Origin of the sequence: Streptomyces chrestomyceticus JCM 4735 (genome assembly GCF_003865135.1) — a bacterium.
Lineage (GTDB): Bacteria > Actinomycetota > Actinomycetes > Streptomycetales > Streptomycetaceae > Streptomyces > Streptomyces chrestomyceticus.
This window is the reverse complement of record NZ_BHZC01000001.1, coordinates 4,499,993-4,516,029: the sequence shown is the minus strand read 5'-3', so window position 1 is coordinate 4,516,029 and position 16,037 is coordinate 4,499,993. Positions and strand designations below refer to the sequence as shown.

General features: G+C 74.6%; 15 protein-coding genes. 4 read left to right on the top strand and 11 right to left on the bottom strand.

The window, feature by feature from the left end; translation table 11 throughout:
- Positions 1 to 44 precede the first annotated feature (44 nt).
- Positions 45 to 881 (bottom strand): hypothetical protein, encoded by an 837-nt coding sequence (locus tag EJG53_RS19240; protein ID WP_154806383.1) that lies wholly within the window; start codon positions 879 to 881, stop codon positions 45 to 47.
- A 330-nt stretch (positions 882 to 1,211) separates the two neighbouring features.
- Here EJG53_RS19240 and EJG53_RS19235 point away from each other — a divergent pair, with 330 nt between their 5' ends.
- The gene (locus EJG53_RS19235; protein ID WP_125045882.1) at positions 1,212 to 1,577 is read left to right on the top strand and encodes a hypothetical protein; all 366 of its coding nucleotides are present in this window, start codon (positions 1,212 to 1,214) and stop codon (positions 1,575 to 1,577) included.
- A 51-nt stretch (positions 1,578 to 1,628) separates the two neighbouring features.
- Here EJG53_RS19235 and EJG53_RS19230 read toward each other — a convergent pair whose 3' ends face one another.
- The gene (locus EJG53_RS19230; RefSeq protein WP_125045881.1) at positions 1,629 to 2,414 is read right to left on the bottom strand and encodes a hypothetical protein; all 786 of its coding nucleotides are present in this window, start codon (positions 2,412 to 2,414) and stop codon (positions 1,629 to 1,631) included.
- A gap of 337 nt (positions 2,415 to 2,751) precedes the next feature.
- Between EJG53_RS19230 and EJG53_RS19225 the strand changes: the two genes are divergently transcribed.
- The 3 genes from EJG53_RS19225 to EJG53_RS19215 are packed head-to-tail and all read left to right on the top strand — an operon-like array spanning position 2,752 to position 5,447.
- Positions 2,752 to 3,651 carry an aminoglycoside phosphotransferase family protein gene (locus EJG53_RS19225; RefSeq protein WP_167515137.1) on the top strand — a complete coding sequence of 300 codons (900 nt, stop codon included), beginning with the start codon at positions 2,752 to 2,754 and terminating at the stop codon, positions 3,649 to 3,651.
- The gene (locus EJG53_RS19220; RefSeq protein ID WP_125045879.1) at positions 3,648 to 5,180 is read left to right on the top strand and encodes an amidase; all 1,533 of its coding nucleotides are present in this window, start codon (positions 3,648 to 3,650) and stop codon (positions 5,178 to 5,180) included. The genes EJG53_RS19225 and EJG53_RS19220 overlap by 4 nt, the downstream gene beginning before the upstream one ends.
- 39 nt (positions 5,181 to 5,219) lie before the next feature.
- A complete protein-coding gene (locus EJG53_RS19215) occupies positions 5,220 to 5,447 on the top strand; it encodes a hypothetical protein (RefSeq protein ID WP_125045878.1) in 228 nt (75 codons plus the stop codon).
- 35 nt (positions 5,448 to 5,482) lie between these two features.
- Here the strand turns inward: EJG53_RS19215 and EJG53_RS19210 are convergent, their stop codons facing one another.
- From EJG53_RS19210 to EJG53_RS19170, 9 genes are all read right to left on the bottom strand, one after another.
- A complete protein-coding gene (locus EJG53_RS19210) occupies positions 5,483 to 6,013 on the bottom strand; it encodes a pyridoxamine 5'-phosphate oxidase family protein (protein ID WP_125045877.1) in 531 nt (176 codons plus the stop codon).
- A 2-nt stretch (positions 6,014 to 6,015) separates the two neighbouring features.
- The gene (locus tag EJG53_RS19205) at positions 6,016 to 7,518 is read right to left on the bottom strand and encodes a purine-cytosine permease family protein (protein ID WP_125045876.1); all 1,503 of its coding nucleotides are present in this window, start codon (positions 7,516 to 7,518) and stop codon (positions 6,016 to 6,018) included.
- A gap of 257 nt (positions 7,519 to 7,775) precedes the next feature.
- Positions 7,776 to 8,837: an ROK family protein gene (locus tag EJG53_RS19200; RefSeq protein WP_125045875.1), complete on the bottom strand. Its 1,062-nt coding sequence runs from the start codon at positions 8,835 to 8,837 to the stop codon at positions 7,776 to 7,778.
- Between the two features lie 23 nt (positions 8,838 to 8,860).
- Positions 8,861 to 9,982, bottom strand: a complete 1,122-nt coding sequence (locus EJG53_RS19195; RefSeq protein ID WP_244955220.1) for an iron-containing redox enzyme family protein — start codon at positions 9,980 to 9,982, stop codon at positions 8,861 to 8,863.
- Entirely contained in the window at positions 9,983 to 10,984 is a 1,002-nt protein-coding gene (sbnA, locus tag EJG53_RS19190; RefSeq protein ID WP_125045874.1) for a 2,3-diaminopropionate biosynthesis protein SbnA, read from the bottom strand.
- Positions 10,981 to 12,675 carry a GMC oxidoreductase gene (locus tag EJG53_RS19185; protein ID WP_125045873.1) on the bottom strand — a complete coding sequence of 565 codons (1,695 nt, stop codon included), beginning with the start codon at positions 12,673 to 12,675 and terminating at the stop codon, positions 10,981 to 10,983. The genes sbnA and EJG53_RS19185 overlap by 4 nt, the downstream gene beginning before the upstream one ends.
- The gene (locus EJG53_RS19180; RefSeq protein ID WP_125045872.1) at positions 12,653 to 14,200 is read right to left on the bottom strand and encodes a GMC family oxidoreductase N-terminal domain-containing protein; all 1,548 of its coding nucleotides are present in this window, start codon (positions 14,198 to 14,200) and stop codon (positions 12,653 to 12,655) included. Before EJG53_RS19180 ends, EJG53_RS19185 begins: the two co-directional genes overlap by 23 nt.
- On the bottom strand, positions 14,197 to 14,553 hold the full coding sequence (locus EJG53_RS19175; protein WP_125045871.1) for a hypothetical protein: 357 nt from the start codon (positions 14,551 to 14,553) through the stop codon (positions 14,197 to 14,199). The genes EJG53_RS19180 and EJG53_RS19175 overlap by 4 nt, the downstream gene beginning before the upstream one ends.
- A complete protein-coding gene (locus EJG53_RS19170; RefSeq protein WP_125049449.1) occupies positions 14,550 to 15,980 on the bottom strand; it encodes an aspartate aminotransferase family protein in 1,431 nt (476 codons plus the stop codon). The genes EJG53_RS19175 and EJG53_RS19170 overlap by 4 nt, the downstream gene beginning before the upstream one ends.
- Positions 15,981 to 16,037 lie beyond the last annotated feature (57 nt).

The window sequence follows — 16,037 nt, the reverse complement described above, 5'->3', positions numbered from 1 at the left end:
GCCGGTTCCGGACGAGGCTATATGAAAATGAATCCCATTACGAGCTAAGGGGTACGGCGTCCCGGACGGGGTGACGGCCGCGACCCGGGCAGGGCGGCTATCTCCTCGTCCAGCTCGGGGTACGGGATGACGTGCCCGCGGCCGAAGCTCTTGTAGGCCGCCGGGCGGTTGCGGCGTCCCGCGTTGTTGGCGTGGCATATCTCGCGGCGCCCGCACTGTGGGCAGTACAGGCTGGCGACGAACGGCGACAGGGCGACCGGGCCCGCCGGGCTGAGGACGTACACCGTGTCGTCGGCGACCGGCGCCGGGCAGGAGAAGGTCATCCGGTCGAAGTCCGGGTGGTCGCCCATCAGGTGGTCCGCCACGACCTCGAACGTGCCGGTACGGCGCTGGTAGGCGCAGGACACCGTGAGCAGCCAGGGCAGTCCGGTGAGGAACTGGGCGGACATCAGCGCCTGTTCGAGGGTGAGCCGGTGCTCGGCGACGCGCAGGGCGGCTTCCTCCTGCGTCCGCGGCTTGTCGCCGTGCGAGGTGCGGTTGCGTTCGCCCTTGAGACGGTCGAGGAACTGGGCGAGCCCGGGATCGTCCGGCCGGGCCGCCATCTCGGCGTCGTCCCGGAGGGCCTCCGCGAGGCCGGGCACCACGTCCGTACGCTCCCGCGCGACCCGGCACAGGTGGTGGAGCCACACCGTCCAGGTGCCGAAGGTGGTGCCCGTGCCGGCGAGGGCGGTGCGCAGTTCCGCGAGGTTGCGCTCCCCGGCGCCGTGTGCCGTGAGCAGTCCCGCCGCGGTGACGGCGACGGTGGCGGCGAGCGTCTCACCGGCTTCGAGCAGCGCCTCGTGGCGGTCCTTGGCGGTGTGCGCCCGCTGCATCTCGTGCACGGTCCGCGCCACGGGGTGCGGAAAGCCCCGGCGGGCGGCGGCCAGGGGATCGGGGGCCGTCGGGTACGCGGTCTCGGGGCGGGCGGGGCCGTGGGGCGGCGGTGGGGGCGTGCGTCTCGGTGGGGTGGGGGTGCGTGGGGGTGGTGGGTCGGTGTGGGGGGCTGGGGTGGTGCGTGGGGCGGGGGTGGAGCGTGGGGGTGGAGTGGTGTGCGGGGTCTGGGGCGGGGTCGTAGCGGTGTGTGGGGGAGGGGTGGCACGAGGGGGCTCGGTGGTGCGAGGGGCTGTGGCGGTGTGCGGGGGAGGGGATGTGCCCGGGTTCGGGGAGGGGATGTGCCCGGGTTCAGGGGCGGGCTCGGGTTCGGGGCCGCGACGGGTGACGGCTTCGGGTCGCTCGGCCGTTCACCCCACCGCCACCTGCGGATGCCCAGCCGGATCCAGGCGGGGACCACCCCGAAGAGCAGGGTGAAGGTGAGCACCGCGAGCAGTGTGTCCAGCCAGCGGGGCAGGCCGCTCGACTGCTCCTGGCTCGTGCCGATGCTGAACGCCACCATGACGGCGAGGCCGACGGTGAGCCAGAACGCCCAGTCCCGGCGCAGGGGTGCGTCGTACAGCCGCAGCACGGCGTTGTACCGCCGCGGCGACGGCTGCGGCGGACCCGACGGCGCACGGCCGGTGGCCCTGGTCATGTACCCATAGTGCCTTTGTGGCGTGGCTCACATCCAGCCCTGTGGATAACTCGGATCGCCCCTAGCGATCCGGACTCTCGTACGCCGGGCTCCCGTAGGCGGGCCTTCCGTAACCCGGGCTGGCGTACTCGGGGCTGGCGTACTCCGGGCTGCCGTATTCGGGGGCGGAGTAGCCGGGGCGGGTGCGGGGTGTCGGGGCTGCCGGCGGGGTGGTGTGTGTCTCCTCCTGGGTGCGGATGTGGTTCAGGAGGAACGGGAGGATGCCGCGCTCCAGTAGTGCGCGCTGCCAGGCCGCGCGGGCCTGCGCCACCTCGGGATCCAGGTCCCCGGTAGCGGCATCGGCGCCAGGGGCGCCGTCCGCCGAGCGGTTGCGGGCCGCGGTCACCAGCATCCAGGCGAGACCGGCGACGGTCGCCGCCGCCGCGATGCCCGCGGCGAGCCAGCCCGCGTACACCAGCTCGTCGGCGAACTGCCGGTGGAAGCCGACCAGCCGCATGCCGAAGCCGATCGCGAGGAAGAGGACGGCGGCCACCGCGCCCAGGCTCGGTACGAGGACGCCGAGGGCGGGCAGCAGGCCGCCGCCGGAGTCCGCGGCCGTACGGGACTCCGCGTCGGGAGGCGGCGCGGCGTTCGCGGAGCGTAGCCGGGCGTACGTCTCGTACTCGGGTGCCGCGGCGGCGCAGAGGGTGTCGCGTTCCCGGTGGGCCCGGGTGCGGAGCTGTTCGCGGTCGGCGGCTCCCGGGGTGCGGCGCAGCGCCTCTCCGAGCTCCGGGGAGTCGAGTGCCTGGCCGAGGGCGTGCGCGAAGGCGGCGTCCACCTCGGTCCGTAGGGAGTCGGTGCCTGGCATGGGGATCCCCCCGGCGGGTCGGTGCGCTCCCGCGCAGCGCTGATTAAGTTGCTGGATTGCGCAACTGTACAACTCCGTAGGGTGGTGACCGTCCCGCCGCTGCCGACTTCCAGCCATCCGGCAGTGCGTCGGCAGTCCGTCGGCGGCCCGCAATCCCCGGATCGGGTGGCCGGCCACGGCCGGGTGAACCGTGCCGCGCACGACCCGTGCCGGGCAGCGCGTTGACGGTCTGGTCGAACTTTCGACCGAGAGGGCGCCCGCGTGGGACCGTGACGAACGGTCCGCGGGCCTCGTTCTGCGAGCACCCGTCCGAACCGGCGTCAACCGAGGAGGAACTGTGCCAACCGTCCCGAACCCCGTCGCCTGGGCCCGCAGCCGGGCCGGCGGTGAGATCACCGAGGTGCGCGACGTCTCGCGGCAGCGGACCGGCGCGCGGGTGTGGGAGCTGACGCGCGCGGACGCGGCCCGGTTCTTCCTCAAGGTGGCGCCGACGCCGGACCGCTACACGCGCGAGACGCACGCGTACCGGCACGCCGTCCCCGCCCTCGGCCACGCGCACGCGCCGGTCCTCGTAGACAGCGACCCGGGCCGTCTCGCGCTGCTGCTCACCGCCGCGCCGGGGACCGGTGTGTCCGACGCCGCGCCGGGCCGTGCCGACCGTACGGAGGTGTACCGGCAGGCGGGCGGGCTGCTGCGCCGTCTGCACGACGCGTGCGGCCCGGGAGGCGCGGCGGGCCCGGTGGGCGGCGTGGACCGGTGGGCCGCCGAGCGGCACGCCGCCGCCGAGGCGCAGGTGGCCGAGCTGTCGGACGCGGGCGTGCTGGACGCGGCGGAGCGGCGGTTCATTCTGGACCGGGCCGCGGTGCTCCACCTGCTCCCGCCGCTGCCCGCGGGCTTCCTGCACGGCGACGTCGGCGCGCACCACTTCCTGTGGGACGCGGCGGGCCGGCGCCTGGCGCTCGCCGGGTTCGCGCAGGCGCGGCTCGGGTGCGCGGCGGAGGATCTCGTACGGGTGGCGTACGGCGCGTGCCTGCGCGATCCGGGCCTGCGCGCCGCCTTCCTGCGCGGTTACGGGCGGGAGCTGACGGACGCGGAGCGGTACGCGCTGCCGGCGCTCGCCGCGCTGGACGCCGCGGAGACGTGGGCGCGCGGTGTGCGGACGGGGGACGAGGACGCCGTCGGGCGGGCCCGGGGGGTGGTGGGGGCGCTGATGGACGGTGTTGGGTTGCGGGTATGAGTGGTGACAACGATCTCGCCGGAGCCGGAGCCGGAGCCGGAGCCGGAGCCGGAGCCGGAGCCGGAGCCAGCACCGGCACCGGGCCCACCGGTGCCGACACCGACACCGGCCTCACCTTCACCGACGCCACCGACCTCGCCGCCCGCATCCGCCGCCGCGAGGTGTCCGCGCGAGAGGTCGTACGGGCCCACCTGGACCGCATCGAGCGCGTCAACCCGCAGGTGAACGCCATCGTTTCCCTCGACCCCGAAGGAGCGATGGCGGCCGCCGCGGCCGCCGACGAGCACCTGGCGCGCGGCGGGGCGGCCGGGCCCCTGCACGGGCTGCCCATCGCCTTCAAGGACACCCACCTCACCCGGGGCATGCGCACCACGTACGGCTCGCCGCTGCGCGCCGACACCGTCCCCGACGAGGACGAACTGCTCGTCCAGCGCGTCCAGGCCGCCGGGGCGGTCCGCATCGGGAAGACCAACGTGCCGGAGTTCGGCGCCGGTTCGCACACCTTCAACCCCGTCTTCGGCGTGACCCGCAACCCGTACGACCTCACCCGCTCGGCGGGCGGCAGCAGCGGCGGTGCGGCGGCCGCGCTGGCCGCCGGGCTGCAACCCCTCGCCGACGGCTCCGACATGGGCGGTTCGCTGCGCAACCCCGCCTCGTTCTGCAACGTCGTCGGGCTGCGCCCCACCCCCGGCCGGGTGCCGTCGTACCCGGCGTGGAACCCGTGGGACACGCTGACCGTGCCCGGCCCGATGGCCCGTACGGTCGCCGACGCCGCGCTGCTGCTCTCGGTCATGGCGGGGCCCGACCCGCGCTGCCCGGTGAGTCTGGAGGGGCCGGGAGCGCCGTTCCGTGAGCCGCTGGAGCGGGACCTCACCGGGCTGCGCGTGGCCTGGACGCCCGATCTGGGCGGCCGGGTGCCGGTCGACGCCGAGGTGCGGGCGGTGCTGGAGCCGCAGGCGGAGGTGTTCCGGCGGCTGGGCTGCCGGGTGGAGGAGGACTGCCCGGACCTGGACGGCGCCGACGACGTGTTCCGGATTCTGCGGGCCCACCACTTCGACCTCGCGCTCGGCGCGGCGCTCGACGCGTCCCCCGAGGCCCTGAAGCCGAGTCTCGCCTGGAACATCGAGCAGGGCCGCCGCCTGACCGGCCCCGACCTGGCCCGTGCCACGGTCTGCCGCGCGCGGCTGTACCGAAGCGCTGTCGACTTCTTCACCCGGTACGACGTGCTGCTGGCGCCGGTGTCCCAGGTCGCGCCGTTCGACGCGGCGGCGGAGTACCCGGACACGGTCGAGGGGCAGCCGCAGCACACCTACATCGACTGGATGCGTTCGGCCTACTTCGTGTCCGTCCTGGGCGTGCCCGCCCTGTCCGTACCGGCGGGCTTCACCCCGGGCGGCCTCCCGGTGGGCCTCCAGATCGTGGGCCCGCCGCGCGCCGACCTGGCCGTCCTGCGGGTCGGGGCCACGTACGAAGCGGCTACGCGGCACGGCCGACGCCATCCGGACATCCTTGGCAAGATCACCACCTGAGCCCGCGACGGGTCACCCCTCGTCCCTAGAATCACACGCATGAGCGAGGGGGAGAGTGCGGAACAGCTCGGCAACCGGGCGGCCCGCATAGCGGTGTCCGTGGTGTGTGCCGTCCTGGTGGTGGGCCTGGCCCTGCTGCTGGCCTGGTGGCTGGGGCTGTGGGCGCCCGGCTTCGCGTGGCTGTCGACGAAGCTGGCCGTCAAGGCCGCCGTCTTCGGGCCGATCGCGCTGGCGGGGCTGCTCACCTGGCGGCGTAAGTGCCTGTGAGGCGACGCCCGTTCGTGGGGTTCTGATCCTCCGCCTCACCCCGGCTCGTACGCCTTCGCCCACGCCGTGGTGAACGGAAAGGTGACCCGGTGGGGCACCGTGTTGCCGTGGACCGGGTGGGGGTCGGGGGTCAGGGCCGAGTAGGCGTGGACGGTGGCGCAGTAGAAGCGTTTGGGGGAGCCGTCCTGGAACTCGGCGGGTTCGCGGGCCCGGCGGGCGCGGACGGCGGGGTCGGGGTAGCGGCGGGCGTAGAAGACCGCGAGGGCCGACGGCAGGTCGGCCGGGGCGAGGGCGTGCGCGGTGCCTTCCCCGTAGAGGGCCTGTGCCTCGGAGTCGGCCACCTGGGAGTCGAAGACCAGGAGCGAGACGGCGGGATTGGCGGCGATGTTGCGGGAGTGCACCGCGTCCGACGCGGACCACCAGTAGAAGTGGTCCGCGTCGTCCCAGGCGTAGGTGACGGGGACGGCCCAGGGGGTGCCGTCGGGTCCGGCGGTCCCGAGGGTGAGATAGCGGTTGGTGTGCAGGAGGCGGGCCGCCTCGGCGCGTAAGTCGGGGATGGTGGACATGGTCAGGAGCCTTCCTGGGGGAGGGCGGGGGCCGTGGTGGGGAGCAGGTCGGGTGCGGTGCGGCGGCGGGCGATGAACCAGTACGCGACGGTGGGGACCGCCAGGCCCACGGCCCAGGAGAGGTCTATCCCGTCGAGGGCCGAGGCGACCGGCCCGGTGTAGGCCGAGGTGTGCATGAAGGGGATCTCCAGCGCGAAGCTGACGGCGTAGACCAGGACGGCGGGGCCGTTGATGCGTCCGTACACGCCGCCGCCGGGGGCGAAGAAGGACGGTACGTGGTAGTTCCCGCGCCGGATCAGGTAGTAGTCGACGAGGTTGATGGCGGTCCACGGGATCAGGACGTACTGGAGGATCGCCAGGAAGTCGGTGTACGAGGCGAGGAAGGTGTCCTGGAAGGCCAGGGCGAGGGTGAGGCCGAGGGCGAGCGGGCCCGCGATCAGCGCCGTACGGGTCAGGCGGCCCGGCAGCCAGGTGTGCCGGAACGTCTGGGCGGCGGTCACCAGGCACAGGGAAGTGCCGTACAGGTTCATGGAGTTGACGTGGACGACGATGACGGCGAAGGAGCACAGCACGACGGCGGAGAGGGTGCCGCCGAGCACGGTGTCCAGTCCGGCGATCGCGTCGTCCGCGACCGCGATGCCCATGACGATGCCGAGGAACATCGGCAGCACGCTGCCCAGGACGCTGCCCCAGTAGGTGAACCACAGGGTGGAGCGGCGGGACGCGGCGTGCGCGGGCATGTAGCGGGTGTAGTCCGAGACGTACGGGGCGTAGGTGATCTGGAGCAGGATGCCGATCGCGGTCATGCCGACGAAGCCGGCGAGGGTGAAGCCGGTGGCGTTCGTGGCGCGTTCGAGGACGCCGGGGGTCAGGAACACCCGTACGGCGCACAGGGCGAGCAGGGCGAGGGTGACGACGGTGGCCCAGCGGCCGACGCGGTGGATCAGGCGGTAGCCGACGACCGCGACGACCAGCCCGGCCAGCGCGCACAGCACCAGCCAGCCGGAGGTGTCCACGGCGGGCACCGACCGGTTCAGCGCCTGCCCGGCGATGACCAGGTTGGACGCGAACCAGCCCGCGTACATGAAGACGACGACGAGCGTGACGAGCAGCGAGCCGTGACTGCCGAACTGGCCGCGGCTCTGGATCATCTGGGGGACGCCGAGCCGCGGGCCCTGCGCCGCGTGCAGGGCCATCAGGAAGCCGCCGAGCAGGTTGCCGAGGGTCACGGCGGCGACGGCGGGCCACAGGCCGAGGCCGAAGACGAGCGGGGCGATGGTGCCGGAGACGATGGTCAGCGGGCTGATGTTGGCGGCGAACCAGACGGCGAACAGGTCACGGGGGCGGCCGTGCCGTTCGGTCTCCGGTACGGCGTCGATGGTGCGGCCCTCGACGAGGTGGTGGGCCGGGCCGCCGGACCCGGCGTGGGGGCCGGTTCCGGCGGTGGCGGCGGGGTGGGGGGCTCCGGAGCCGGCGGGACCGGCTCCGGGGGCGGGGTGCTTCATGGTCGGGCCCCTTTCAGGGGAGGAGAACCCGGCTGGGAAGAGCGAACCCGATGGACGGCCTCCGGGGGTGGTCCGCCGCGCCCACTGCGGTGTACATGCCCGTTTCCCCCACCTCCGCCGCGCCGCGGGCAGACCTGGTCAGCGGGGGCCGCGCGGCCGGTCAGGGCCGGGTCGGCAGCCGACGCGGGTGTGCGGCTGGGGCGGGCTGTGCCCGCGTACGGGCACGGGCGCGACCGCTTGTGCCCGGCCGTGGCCGCTCATGTCCGTACGCCTTCGTGGGCGTGGAGGAGGTCCCAGGCCAGCAGTCCGGCGCCGGTCCGGCCCGCCCGTTCACCCAGCCGGGCGAAGACGATCTCGGGCAGCGCCTGGAAGGCGGCCCGCTGTTCGAGGCCGCGCCGCAGCGGCGCGCGCAACTGCTCGCCCGCCTGGCTGAGCCCGCCGCCCAGCACCAGGACGGCCGGGTCGAAGAGGGTGACCGCCGTCAGCAGCGTCTGGGCCATCGCGTCGGCCGCCTCCTCCCACACCTGCACGGCCGCCGGGTCGCCGGCCGCCGCGCGCCGCGCCACCTCCTCGGCGCCGGAGACCGGGGGCAGCGCGCCGCACCGCTGGTTGTAGCGGCGGGCCACGGCGACGCCGCCCGCGATGGTGTCCAGGCAGCCGCGCTGGCCGCACGGGCACGCGTCGCCGTCCGGCCGGGTGACGACGTGCCCGACCTCCGCCGAGCGCCAGTGGCTGCCCGGGAACGGCTTCCCGTCCAGCAGCAGCGCGCCGCCCACCCCCGTACCGACGGGCACGAACAGGACGACCCGGTGGCCGCGCCCGGCGCCCAGCCGCGCTTCGGCCAGGCCGCCGGACCGTACGTCGTGCCCGAGGGCGACCGGCAGTCCGAGGCGCTCGGCCGCCAGCCGCCGCAGCGGCAGGTCGCGCCACTGGATGGAGGCGGAGAACACGACGGTGCCCGCGTCCTCGTCCACCAGCCCGCAGGAGGCGATACCCACCGCGCGGACGTCCTCGCCCGCGTCGCGGGCCACGGCCAGGGTCTCGGCGGCGTGGTCGAGGACGGCGCGCAGGACGGCGTCGGGGCCGTCCGCGCTGCGGGTCGGGCAGCGGCTCTCGTGCCGGACCGTGCCGTCGGCGGCGACCAGCGCGGACTTGACGAAGGTGCCGCCGATGTCGAGGCCGAGGGTGCAGCCGCCGGGGCCGCCGGGACCGCCGTTCGCCCGGCCGGGTCCGGGCGTGGTGAGGATCGTGCCGGGCAGGGTCAGTACCGCGTCGGCCGCCCCCGCCTGCTGGTGGGCGCTCCGGTCCGGGTCCGTCATGTGTCCTCCGATCGCAGCCGGCCTCAGTGGTCCTGGGGCCGCGGTGCGTGCGCGCTCCGCGGGCCCATGGTCTCCAAGTGACGCAGGATGCGGTCGTACTGCCGCACGCCCGTGTCGACCGCGAGGTGCGCGCCGTACAGGGCAGCCCGTACCTCCGGGGGTGTGAGGCGGGGGCGCTGGGCGCGCAGGCCGTCGCACAGTTCCCGGCTGTGGCGGGGGTCGATACGGGTGTGGGCGGTGTAGTACACGCGCATGTCGTCGTCGTGGATGCCCACCCGCGTCATTCCCTCCAGCAGGAGGGTGAAGTGCGGTTCGACCCAGCTTTCGAAGACGAGGAAGCAGCCGTACGCGGCCTGTACGCGCGCCGGGCGCAGCAGCAGCGCGGCGAAGAGGTTCGATGTCGGCTTGGCGAACCACGGGTGGGCGCCGCGGTAGCGGGCCAGCGCTTCCCACCCGGCGGGGGAGCCGAGCTGGCGGCGCAGCCAGTACGTGTGGAAGTTCTCCAGCCGTCCGCGCCCGCACTCGTCCCACAGGTTGGCCGCCGCGACGGCCTTCTGCTGTCCCTGGAGGCCGACGACGAGGAGGGCGACCTCGTCGTCCACGATTTCGTTGCGGATCAGTTCGCAGCGCAGGAAGTACTCGATCTGCTCGCGGGAGGCGTCGGTGGCGAGGAAGCGGAAGAGGGGGTGGGAGGCGCCGGGGTTGCGGGCGGCCAGCGCTTCCAGGTGGTCGGCGGCCGCTTCCTGGTTCCGCAGGGCCGGTACGGGCGCGGGGGTGCAGCCGTACGTCAGGAACTCGTGTTCCAGCCGGGTGCGCGCCGCGTACAGGGCGATCTCCAGGTCGTCGTCGGGGGCGTGGGCGGCCGGTCCGTCGCGGTAGCCGAAGGACTGGGCGTAGAGGGTGGCCAGGTGGTCGTGGAGGAAGCGGCCGTGGGCCTCGGGGTCGGCGCGCAGGCGGGCGAGGTGGGCGGCCTGGGCGGGCGGGGGAGCGGCCAGGAAGCGGACGAGCGCGGGGTCGAGGGAGCGGAAGGGGTGGACGGGGGGCCAGTACAGATCCTGGAGGCCGTCGTCACGGTCCGGGGCGGTGGGAGCCGGGGCGGCGTTCGCGGTGGGGGGCAGGGCGGCGTTCGCGGTGGGCGGGTTCATTCAACGCACCTCCTCTGGGGCGGACTGCGCGGTGCCGGGCGTCCGGGGGCGGCCGGCCGCCGCGGCGCCGAAGTGCTCGGTGACCCAGGCGTCGTCGTACACGGTGTCCAGGTAGCGGTCCCCGAGGTCGGCGGAGAGCGCCACCACCCGGGCGCCCGGCGGGATGCCGGACCGCAGCCGCAGGACGGCGCAGAGCACGGAGCCGGTGGAGCCGCCGACGGCCAGGCCGTGGGAGCGGGCGAGGCGGCGGCACATCCGTACGGCGTCCCGCTCGGGTACGGCGACCACCCGGTGCACGGCGCGCGGGCGGCAGAGCTCCGGCACCCGGCTGGTGCCCAGGCCCGGGATGCGGCGGGCGCCGGGCGGGCCGCCGAAGGTCACCGAGCCCGCGGCGTCCACGGCGACCACGGTGGTCCGGGGCGAGCGGCGGCGGAAGTGCGCGGCGCAGCCCATGACGGTGCCGGTGGTGCCGGCGCCGACGAAGAGGTAGTCCACGGTGCGGATCTCGCGCAGCACGGCGGCGGCGGTGCGCGCCGCGTGCACGGCCGGGTTGGCGGCGTTGGCGTACTGGTTGAGCCAGGTCAGGGACGGGTCGAGGTCCAGGGCGCTGCGGATCAGGGCGATCCGGCTGCCGAGGTAGCCGCCGTTGCCGTCCGGGGTGTCCGCGACGCACACATGGGCGCCGAACGCGCGCATCAGCGCGACGCTCTGCCGCGGTACGTGCGGGTCGGTGACGCAGGTGAAGGTGTAGCCCTTGGCCGCGCAGACGGCGCTCAGGGCGATGCCCAGGTTGCCGGAGGAGGACTCGATCAGCGAGCCGCCGGGGTGCAGCAGGCCGCGGCGTTCGGCGTCCTCGACCAGGCCGGTGGCGGTCTTGAGCTTGACCGATCCGGCCGGGTTGAGCCCTTCCAGCTTGAGGAAGAGTTCGGCGTGCGGCAGCAGCCCGTGCAGGCGCAGGAAGACGTCGTCGGTGATCAGTTCGTAGGCGTGGTCGACGATCATGGGCCCGCGGTCCCTCCGTCCCCGGAGCCGCCGCGCGCCGTGTCGGCGGCGCGGGCCGCACCGGCCTCGCGGGGCGTACCGGCCGCGTGGATGCCGTACGTCTCCTCCGGCACCCCCGCCACGCCCGGCGCGATGCGCAGCGCGTTGGCGGCGATCGTCAGCGCCGGGTTGACCGCCGCCGACGACGGGAACCAGGAGCTGTCCGCGACCCAGAGGTTGTCCAGCTCGTGGGCCTTGCACCCCGGGTCGACGACGCTGGCCGCCGGGTCGTCCCCGGCCACCGCCGTGCCGCACTGGTGCGAGTTGACCGCGATGCCCATCCGCCGGGTGCGGATCAGGGGGAAGCCCGCGCGGCGCATCATCTGTACGGCGCGGCGCGCCAGTTCGCGGTGCGGCGGCAGGTTCACCGGCCGCCAGTGCACCTCGATCCGGTCCCCGGGGCCGACGGCCACCCGGTTCCCCGGCACCGGCAGGTCCTCGCTGGTGAGGTACAGGTCGAAGCTGCGCCGGGTGGCGGCGGCGAGCAGCGGGCGCGGTGTCCGGGGCCACAGTCCGCCCGCCGACGGGGGACGCAGCTTGCCCAGGGCCTGGATGTTGCCGAGGGGCCCGCGCGAGCCGTTGCCCAGGTACCAGTCGTTGACGCCCAGCGTCTTCTGGAACACCACGTCGTTGGCGTGGCGCGGGGCGACGGCCATGAGGAAGGTGCTGTTGTGCACCATGTAGTTGCGCCCGGCCTGCCCGGACCCGTTCGCCAGGCCCGTGGTCCGCACCGGCCCCGTACGCAGGGAGCCGGGCTCCGAACGCAGCAGCAGCGCCGCCGTGTTGACCGCGCCGCAGGCCAGGACGAAGCGGTCCGCGCGAATGCGCAGCTCACGGCCCTCGTACTGGGCCAGCGCCTCGGTGACCCGCCGCCCGGACGCGCCGGTGACGAGCCGGGTGACCGTGGCCCGGGTGAGCAGCGAGACGTTGCCGGAGGCCAGCGCGGGCCGCAGCGCGCACACGTCGGCGTCGCTCTTGGCCTCGACCAGGCAGGGGAAGCCGTCGCAGGTGCCGCAGCGCAGGCACCCGCCGTCTTCCCGGAGGTCCACGCCGGTGGGCAGGGCGAACGGGGTCAGGCCCTGGTCGCGCAGCGACGCGGCGAGCGTGGCGACGGCGGGTTCGTGCGGTACGGCCGGCCAGGGGTAGTCGCCGGAGCGCCACGGGTCGGTCGGGTCGGCGGCGCGGGCGCCGTGCACCCGGTAGAGGCGTTCGGCGCGCGCGTAGTGCGGTTCGAGCACGCCGTACGGGAACGGCCAGCCGGGCGAGACGCCCTCGGCGTGCTCCAGCGGCCCGAAGTCGGCCTCGCGGAAGCGTGGCAGGGTGGCGCCGAAGACCTTGGTGTTGCCGCCGACGTAGTAGTGCACGCCCGGGGAGAAGAACCGGCCGGACGCGGCGTCGTACCAGGGTTCGGCGTTGCGGTAGCGCGCGGCGGTGAAGACGTCGGGCGCCGACCAGTTCTGCCATTCCCTCGGCAGGAAGTCGCCGCGCTCCACGACCAGGACCCGCGCGCCGGTGCCGCACAGGGCGTACGCCAGGGTCGCGCCGCCCATGCCCGAGCCGAGCACGGCGATGTCGCAGTCGACGACGGGCCCGGCGGGGCGCAGCAGGCCGCGCGGGCGCCCCGTGGCGTCAGGGGGTGGTGTCGCTGTCACAGTGCCTCCTCGTGGGGACCTGTGGTGCGGAGGAGAGGTGGCGGGCGACGATCTCGTGCGCGAAGGCCATGACCGTGCCCTGGGGGCTGATGCCGGCCGGACCCGGCAGCACCGACGCGTCGCACAGCCGGAGGTTGGTGAAACCGTACGGTCGGCCGTCCTGGTCGCACACCCCGCCGCGTGCGGGCCGCCCCATCGGGCAGGACGCCATGGCGTGGACGGAGACCAGGTTCCAGCCGCGCGGGTCCGACCGGGCGGCGAACTCCTGCGCCGTACGGTCCGAGCGCAGCACACCCGGGCACGGCGGGTAGAGCTCCACGGCGCCCGCCCGGAAGAGCAGCCGCGCCGCCCGGCCGAGCGCGAAGCGCAGCAGGGCGTGGTCGTGCGGGGTGAGGTGGTGCCGCAGAAGCCGGGTGCCGCCGCGCAGTTGGCGTACGGCTACGCGTCCGGCCATCCGTACCTGCACCGTGTACACGGCGACTCTGCCCAGGTCGGCCAGCAGTGTGTCCAGCACCGCGGGGCCGTGTCCGGTGAGGGCCGCCGCCAGTGATCCGGCGGTGAGGTTGGCGGGCATCAGGTGGATGCCCAGCCCGTCGAATTCCCGTAGTTGCGCGGTGAAGATGGTGCCGCGTGTGGCGTGCACCGGGTCCGGGAAGCAGGCCACCAGGCGGAAGTTGACGTGGAAGCCCATGGCGCGCCCGGCCCGGCGGCGGTGGATGCCGCTGCGCTGGAGGAGGAGGGCGCTGCCGACGGCTCCGGCGGCGAGGAAGACCGTGCGCGGGCGGTAGTCGATACGGGTGCGGGCGTCCGGTCCGTCCGTCCCACCCACCCCTTCTGACCCGCCGATGGCCGTCACCCCGTACACGGTCCGGCCGTCGTGCCGCAGCAGCACGGCCCGCGTCCCGGATACGATCCGGGCGCCGTACCGCTCGGCCTCCGGGAGGTAGCTGACGAGCATGCTGCGCTTGGCGCCGCTCGGGCAGCCGGTCGGGCAGCGGTTGCGGTGCCGGCAGCCGGGGGCGGCCCGCCGGGCGGCGGCCCAGCGCCAGCCCAGGGTGTCGGCCGCGCCCGCCAGCAGCCGGGAGTCCGCGTTGCCGTCGCCGTGCGGCTGCTCGCCGACGCCGAGGCGCTCGGACACCGTACGGACGTGCTCCGCCAGCCGGCCGGCGCGGTAGTCGGTGGTGCCCATCTCCTGCGCCCAGCTCTCCAGCAGCACGTCCGGCGGCGCCCACAGGACCCCGCCGTTGACGACCGTGCTGCCGCCCACGCAGCGGCCCTCGCCGTACGGGATGACCGGGCTGCCGAAGACCGGGGTGAGCCCGGCGTCGCGGTAGAGGCGGCGCAGGTTCTCGGCGGGTGCCGCCGCGGCGATCTCGGCGGTGCTGGTCCGGGGGCCTTCCTCCAGGACGACGGTACGGTGGCCGGCCCGCGCCAGTTCCAGCGCGGCGACCGCGCCACCGGCGCCGGAGCCGATGACCAGGGCGTCACAGGGGACGGTGCGGGGCGGGGGGCGGCGTCGGGTCATGTGTCCCGCTCACCGTCCAGAGCGCCGTACAGCGCGAGGGCGTCGACGAGGTCGAGGAAGCGGCCGAATCCGGGGATCCGCGCGAGCCGGTCGTGCCCGGCGGGTGCGGAACTCCCCGCCGGCGCCGGCCCGGCGCCCCGCAGTGCCAGCCCGGCGATCCGCAGCGCGATCTCGGCACCGAACCGGTACGACCTCGGCAGCCGCTCCAGCGTCCCGCTGACATGCGCGGCAGCGCGCGCGCTCGCGCGCGGCCCGGCGAGGGCCGGGTAGCGGGCCGCCCACCGGCGGGGCAGTCCGCTCGCGCGCAGTGCCCGCGCCATCCGGCTGCCCTTCTCCGCGTGCGCGCCGCTCACCGCGCCACCGCCTGCTCCCTGGCCTCCTTGCCCCGCACGGGCACCTGCTGCGCCAGTACGTCCTTGGCGAAGCGGGTCAGCAGCCGTCCGGCCCCCTGCTGGAGCACCGAGTCCAGAGCCTGGAGGAACAGCTCGACCTCGGTCTCCCCGGCGACCAGCGGCGGCGAGGCGATGAGTGGCAGGCCGTGGTTGGAGCCGTAGTAGGCCAGGACGCCGAAGTCGCGGTAGAGAGAGGCGATCACGGCGGCCGTGATGAGCTTGCGGCGGGCCCGCGGGTCGCGGACGAAGGAGGAGGGGACCAGGCGCAGCAGCCGGTCCAGTGCGGGGTTGCCGTCGTTGAGGAACAGGCCGTGCAGTGCGCCCTGGCCGCAGGTGCCGGCCACCAGGGAGCGGTGGCGGGCGGCGAGGGCGGTGAGGCCCCCGCCCAGCCGCTCGCCGATCCGTACGGCGCGCGCCGGGTAGTCGTCCTCGACGGCGACGGCGACGGCTTCCAGCGCGGTCGCGGTCTCCTCGCCGAAGCCGTAGTAGGTGGTGCTGTGCAGCGTCGCGTCGGCGAGGTTGTCGTACGCGGCGCGGAAGACCGGTTCGCGCGCGACGTAGCCGGAGATGGACGCCTTGCCGCCGCCGAACGACTTCGAGGTGGTCAGGACGTCGGGCAGCAGGCCGGGGTGGCGCATGAAGTGGAAGAGCGTGCCGGTCCGTCCCCAGCCGGTGTACACCTCGTCGAAGATCAGCACGATGTCCCGTTCCGTGCAGAGCCGGCGCACCTCGTACAAGAACTCCGCCGAGCATGCGCGCACGCTCGACGCGCTGAACGGCTCCAGCACCACCGCGTACACGTCGCTGCCGCCGTCCCCGGTCCGGTGCCGTTCCAGGGCGAGGGCGAAGGACTCCGGGTCGTCGTAGGCGAAGTGGTCGGTGCCCGGCAGGCCGGGGTACGGGAAGTCGACCTCGGGGGAGGCGGTGAGGCTGCCCGCGCCGAGGAGCTTGCCGTGGAAGGAGATGTCGCTGTGCAGCACGGTGCCGCGGTGGCCCCCGTGGTACTTGTACGCGAGTTTCACGGCGCCTTCGACGGCCTCCGCGCCGGAGTTGGGGAAGTAGCTGATGTTCAGGTCGCCGGGGAGCAGCCGGGCCAGATTGTGGCTGAGCGCGGCCACGTACGGGGACAGGAAGTTCTTGTGGACCTCCATGGCGCGCCGGTCGGCGAAGCGGCGGCGCGCGGCGAGCAGCCGGGGGTGGTTGTGGCCGTGGTTGAGGACGCCGATCCCGCCGGTGAAGTCCAGGATGCGCCGCCCGTCGCGCAGGGTGATCCAGCATCCTTCGGCGTGGTCGACCAGGTCCTGGCCGAAGCCGAAGGAGCCGAGCAGCGAGACCTGGGCGCGGCTGACGTACTGCCGGTAGAGGTCGTGCACCTGGCGGGCGGGCATCCGCTCGCAGTCGTCGGCGCTGAACAGGGTCTGCCGCGGTCTCCGGGGCTGCCGGGT

Excerpts from the sequence above, each read along its gene's own strand:
- EJG53_RS19230 (WP_125045881.1), bottom strand. The coding sequence starts at position 2,414 with ATGCCAGGCACCGACTCCCTACGGACCGAGGTGGACGCCGCCTTCGCG.
- EJG53_RS19220 (WP_125045879.1), top strand. The coding sequence starts at position 3,648 with ATGAGTGGTGACAACGATCTCGCCGGAGCCGGAGCCGGAGCCGGAGCC.
- EJG53_RS19215 (WP_125045878.1), top strand. The coding sequence starts at position 5,220 with ATGAGCGAGGGGGAGAGTGCGGAACAGCTCGGCAACCGGGCGGCCCGC.
- EJG53_RS19210 (WP_125045877.1), bottom strand. The coding sequence starts at position 6,013 with ATGTCCACCATCCCCGACTTACGCGCCGAGGCGGCCCGCCTCCTGCAC.
- EJG53_RS19205 (WP_125045876.1), bottom strand. The coding sequence starts at position 7,518 with ATGAAGCACCCCGCCCCCGGAGCCGGTCCCGCCGGCTCCGGAGCCCCC.
- EJG53_RS19200 (WP_125045875.1), bottom strand. The coding sequence starts at position 8,837 with ATGACGGACCCGGACCGGAGCGCCCACCAGCAGGCGGGGGCGGCCGAC.
- EJG53_RS19195 (WP_244955220.1), bottom strand. The coding sequence starts at position 9,982 with ATGAACCCGCCCACCGCGAACGCCGCCCTGCCCCCCACCGCGAACGCC.
- sbnA (WP_125045874.1), bottom strand. The coding sequence starts at position 10,984 with ATGATCGTCGACCACGCCTACGAACTGATCACCGACGACGTCTTCCTG.
- EJG53_RS19180 (WP_125045872.1), bottom strand. The coding sequence starts at position 14,200 with ATGACCCGACGCCGCCCCCCGCCCCGCACCGTCCCCTGTGACGCCCTG.
- EJG53_RS19170 (WP_125049449.1), bottom strand. The coding sequence starts at position 15,980 with ATGCCCGCCCGCCAGGTGCACGACCTCTACCGGCAGTACGTCAGCCGC.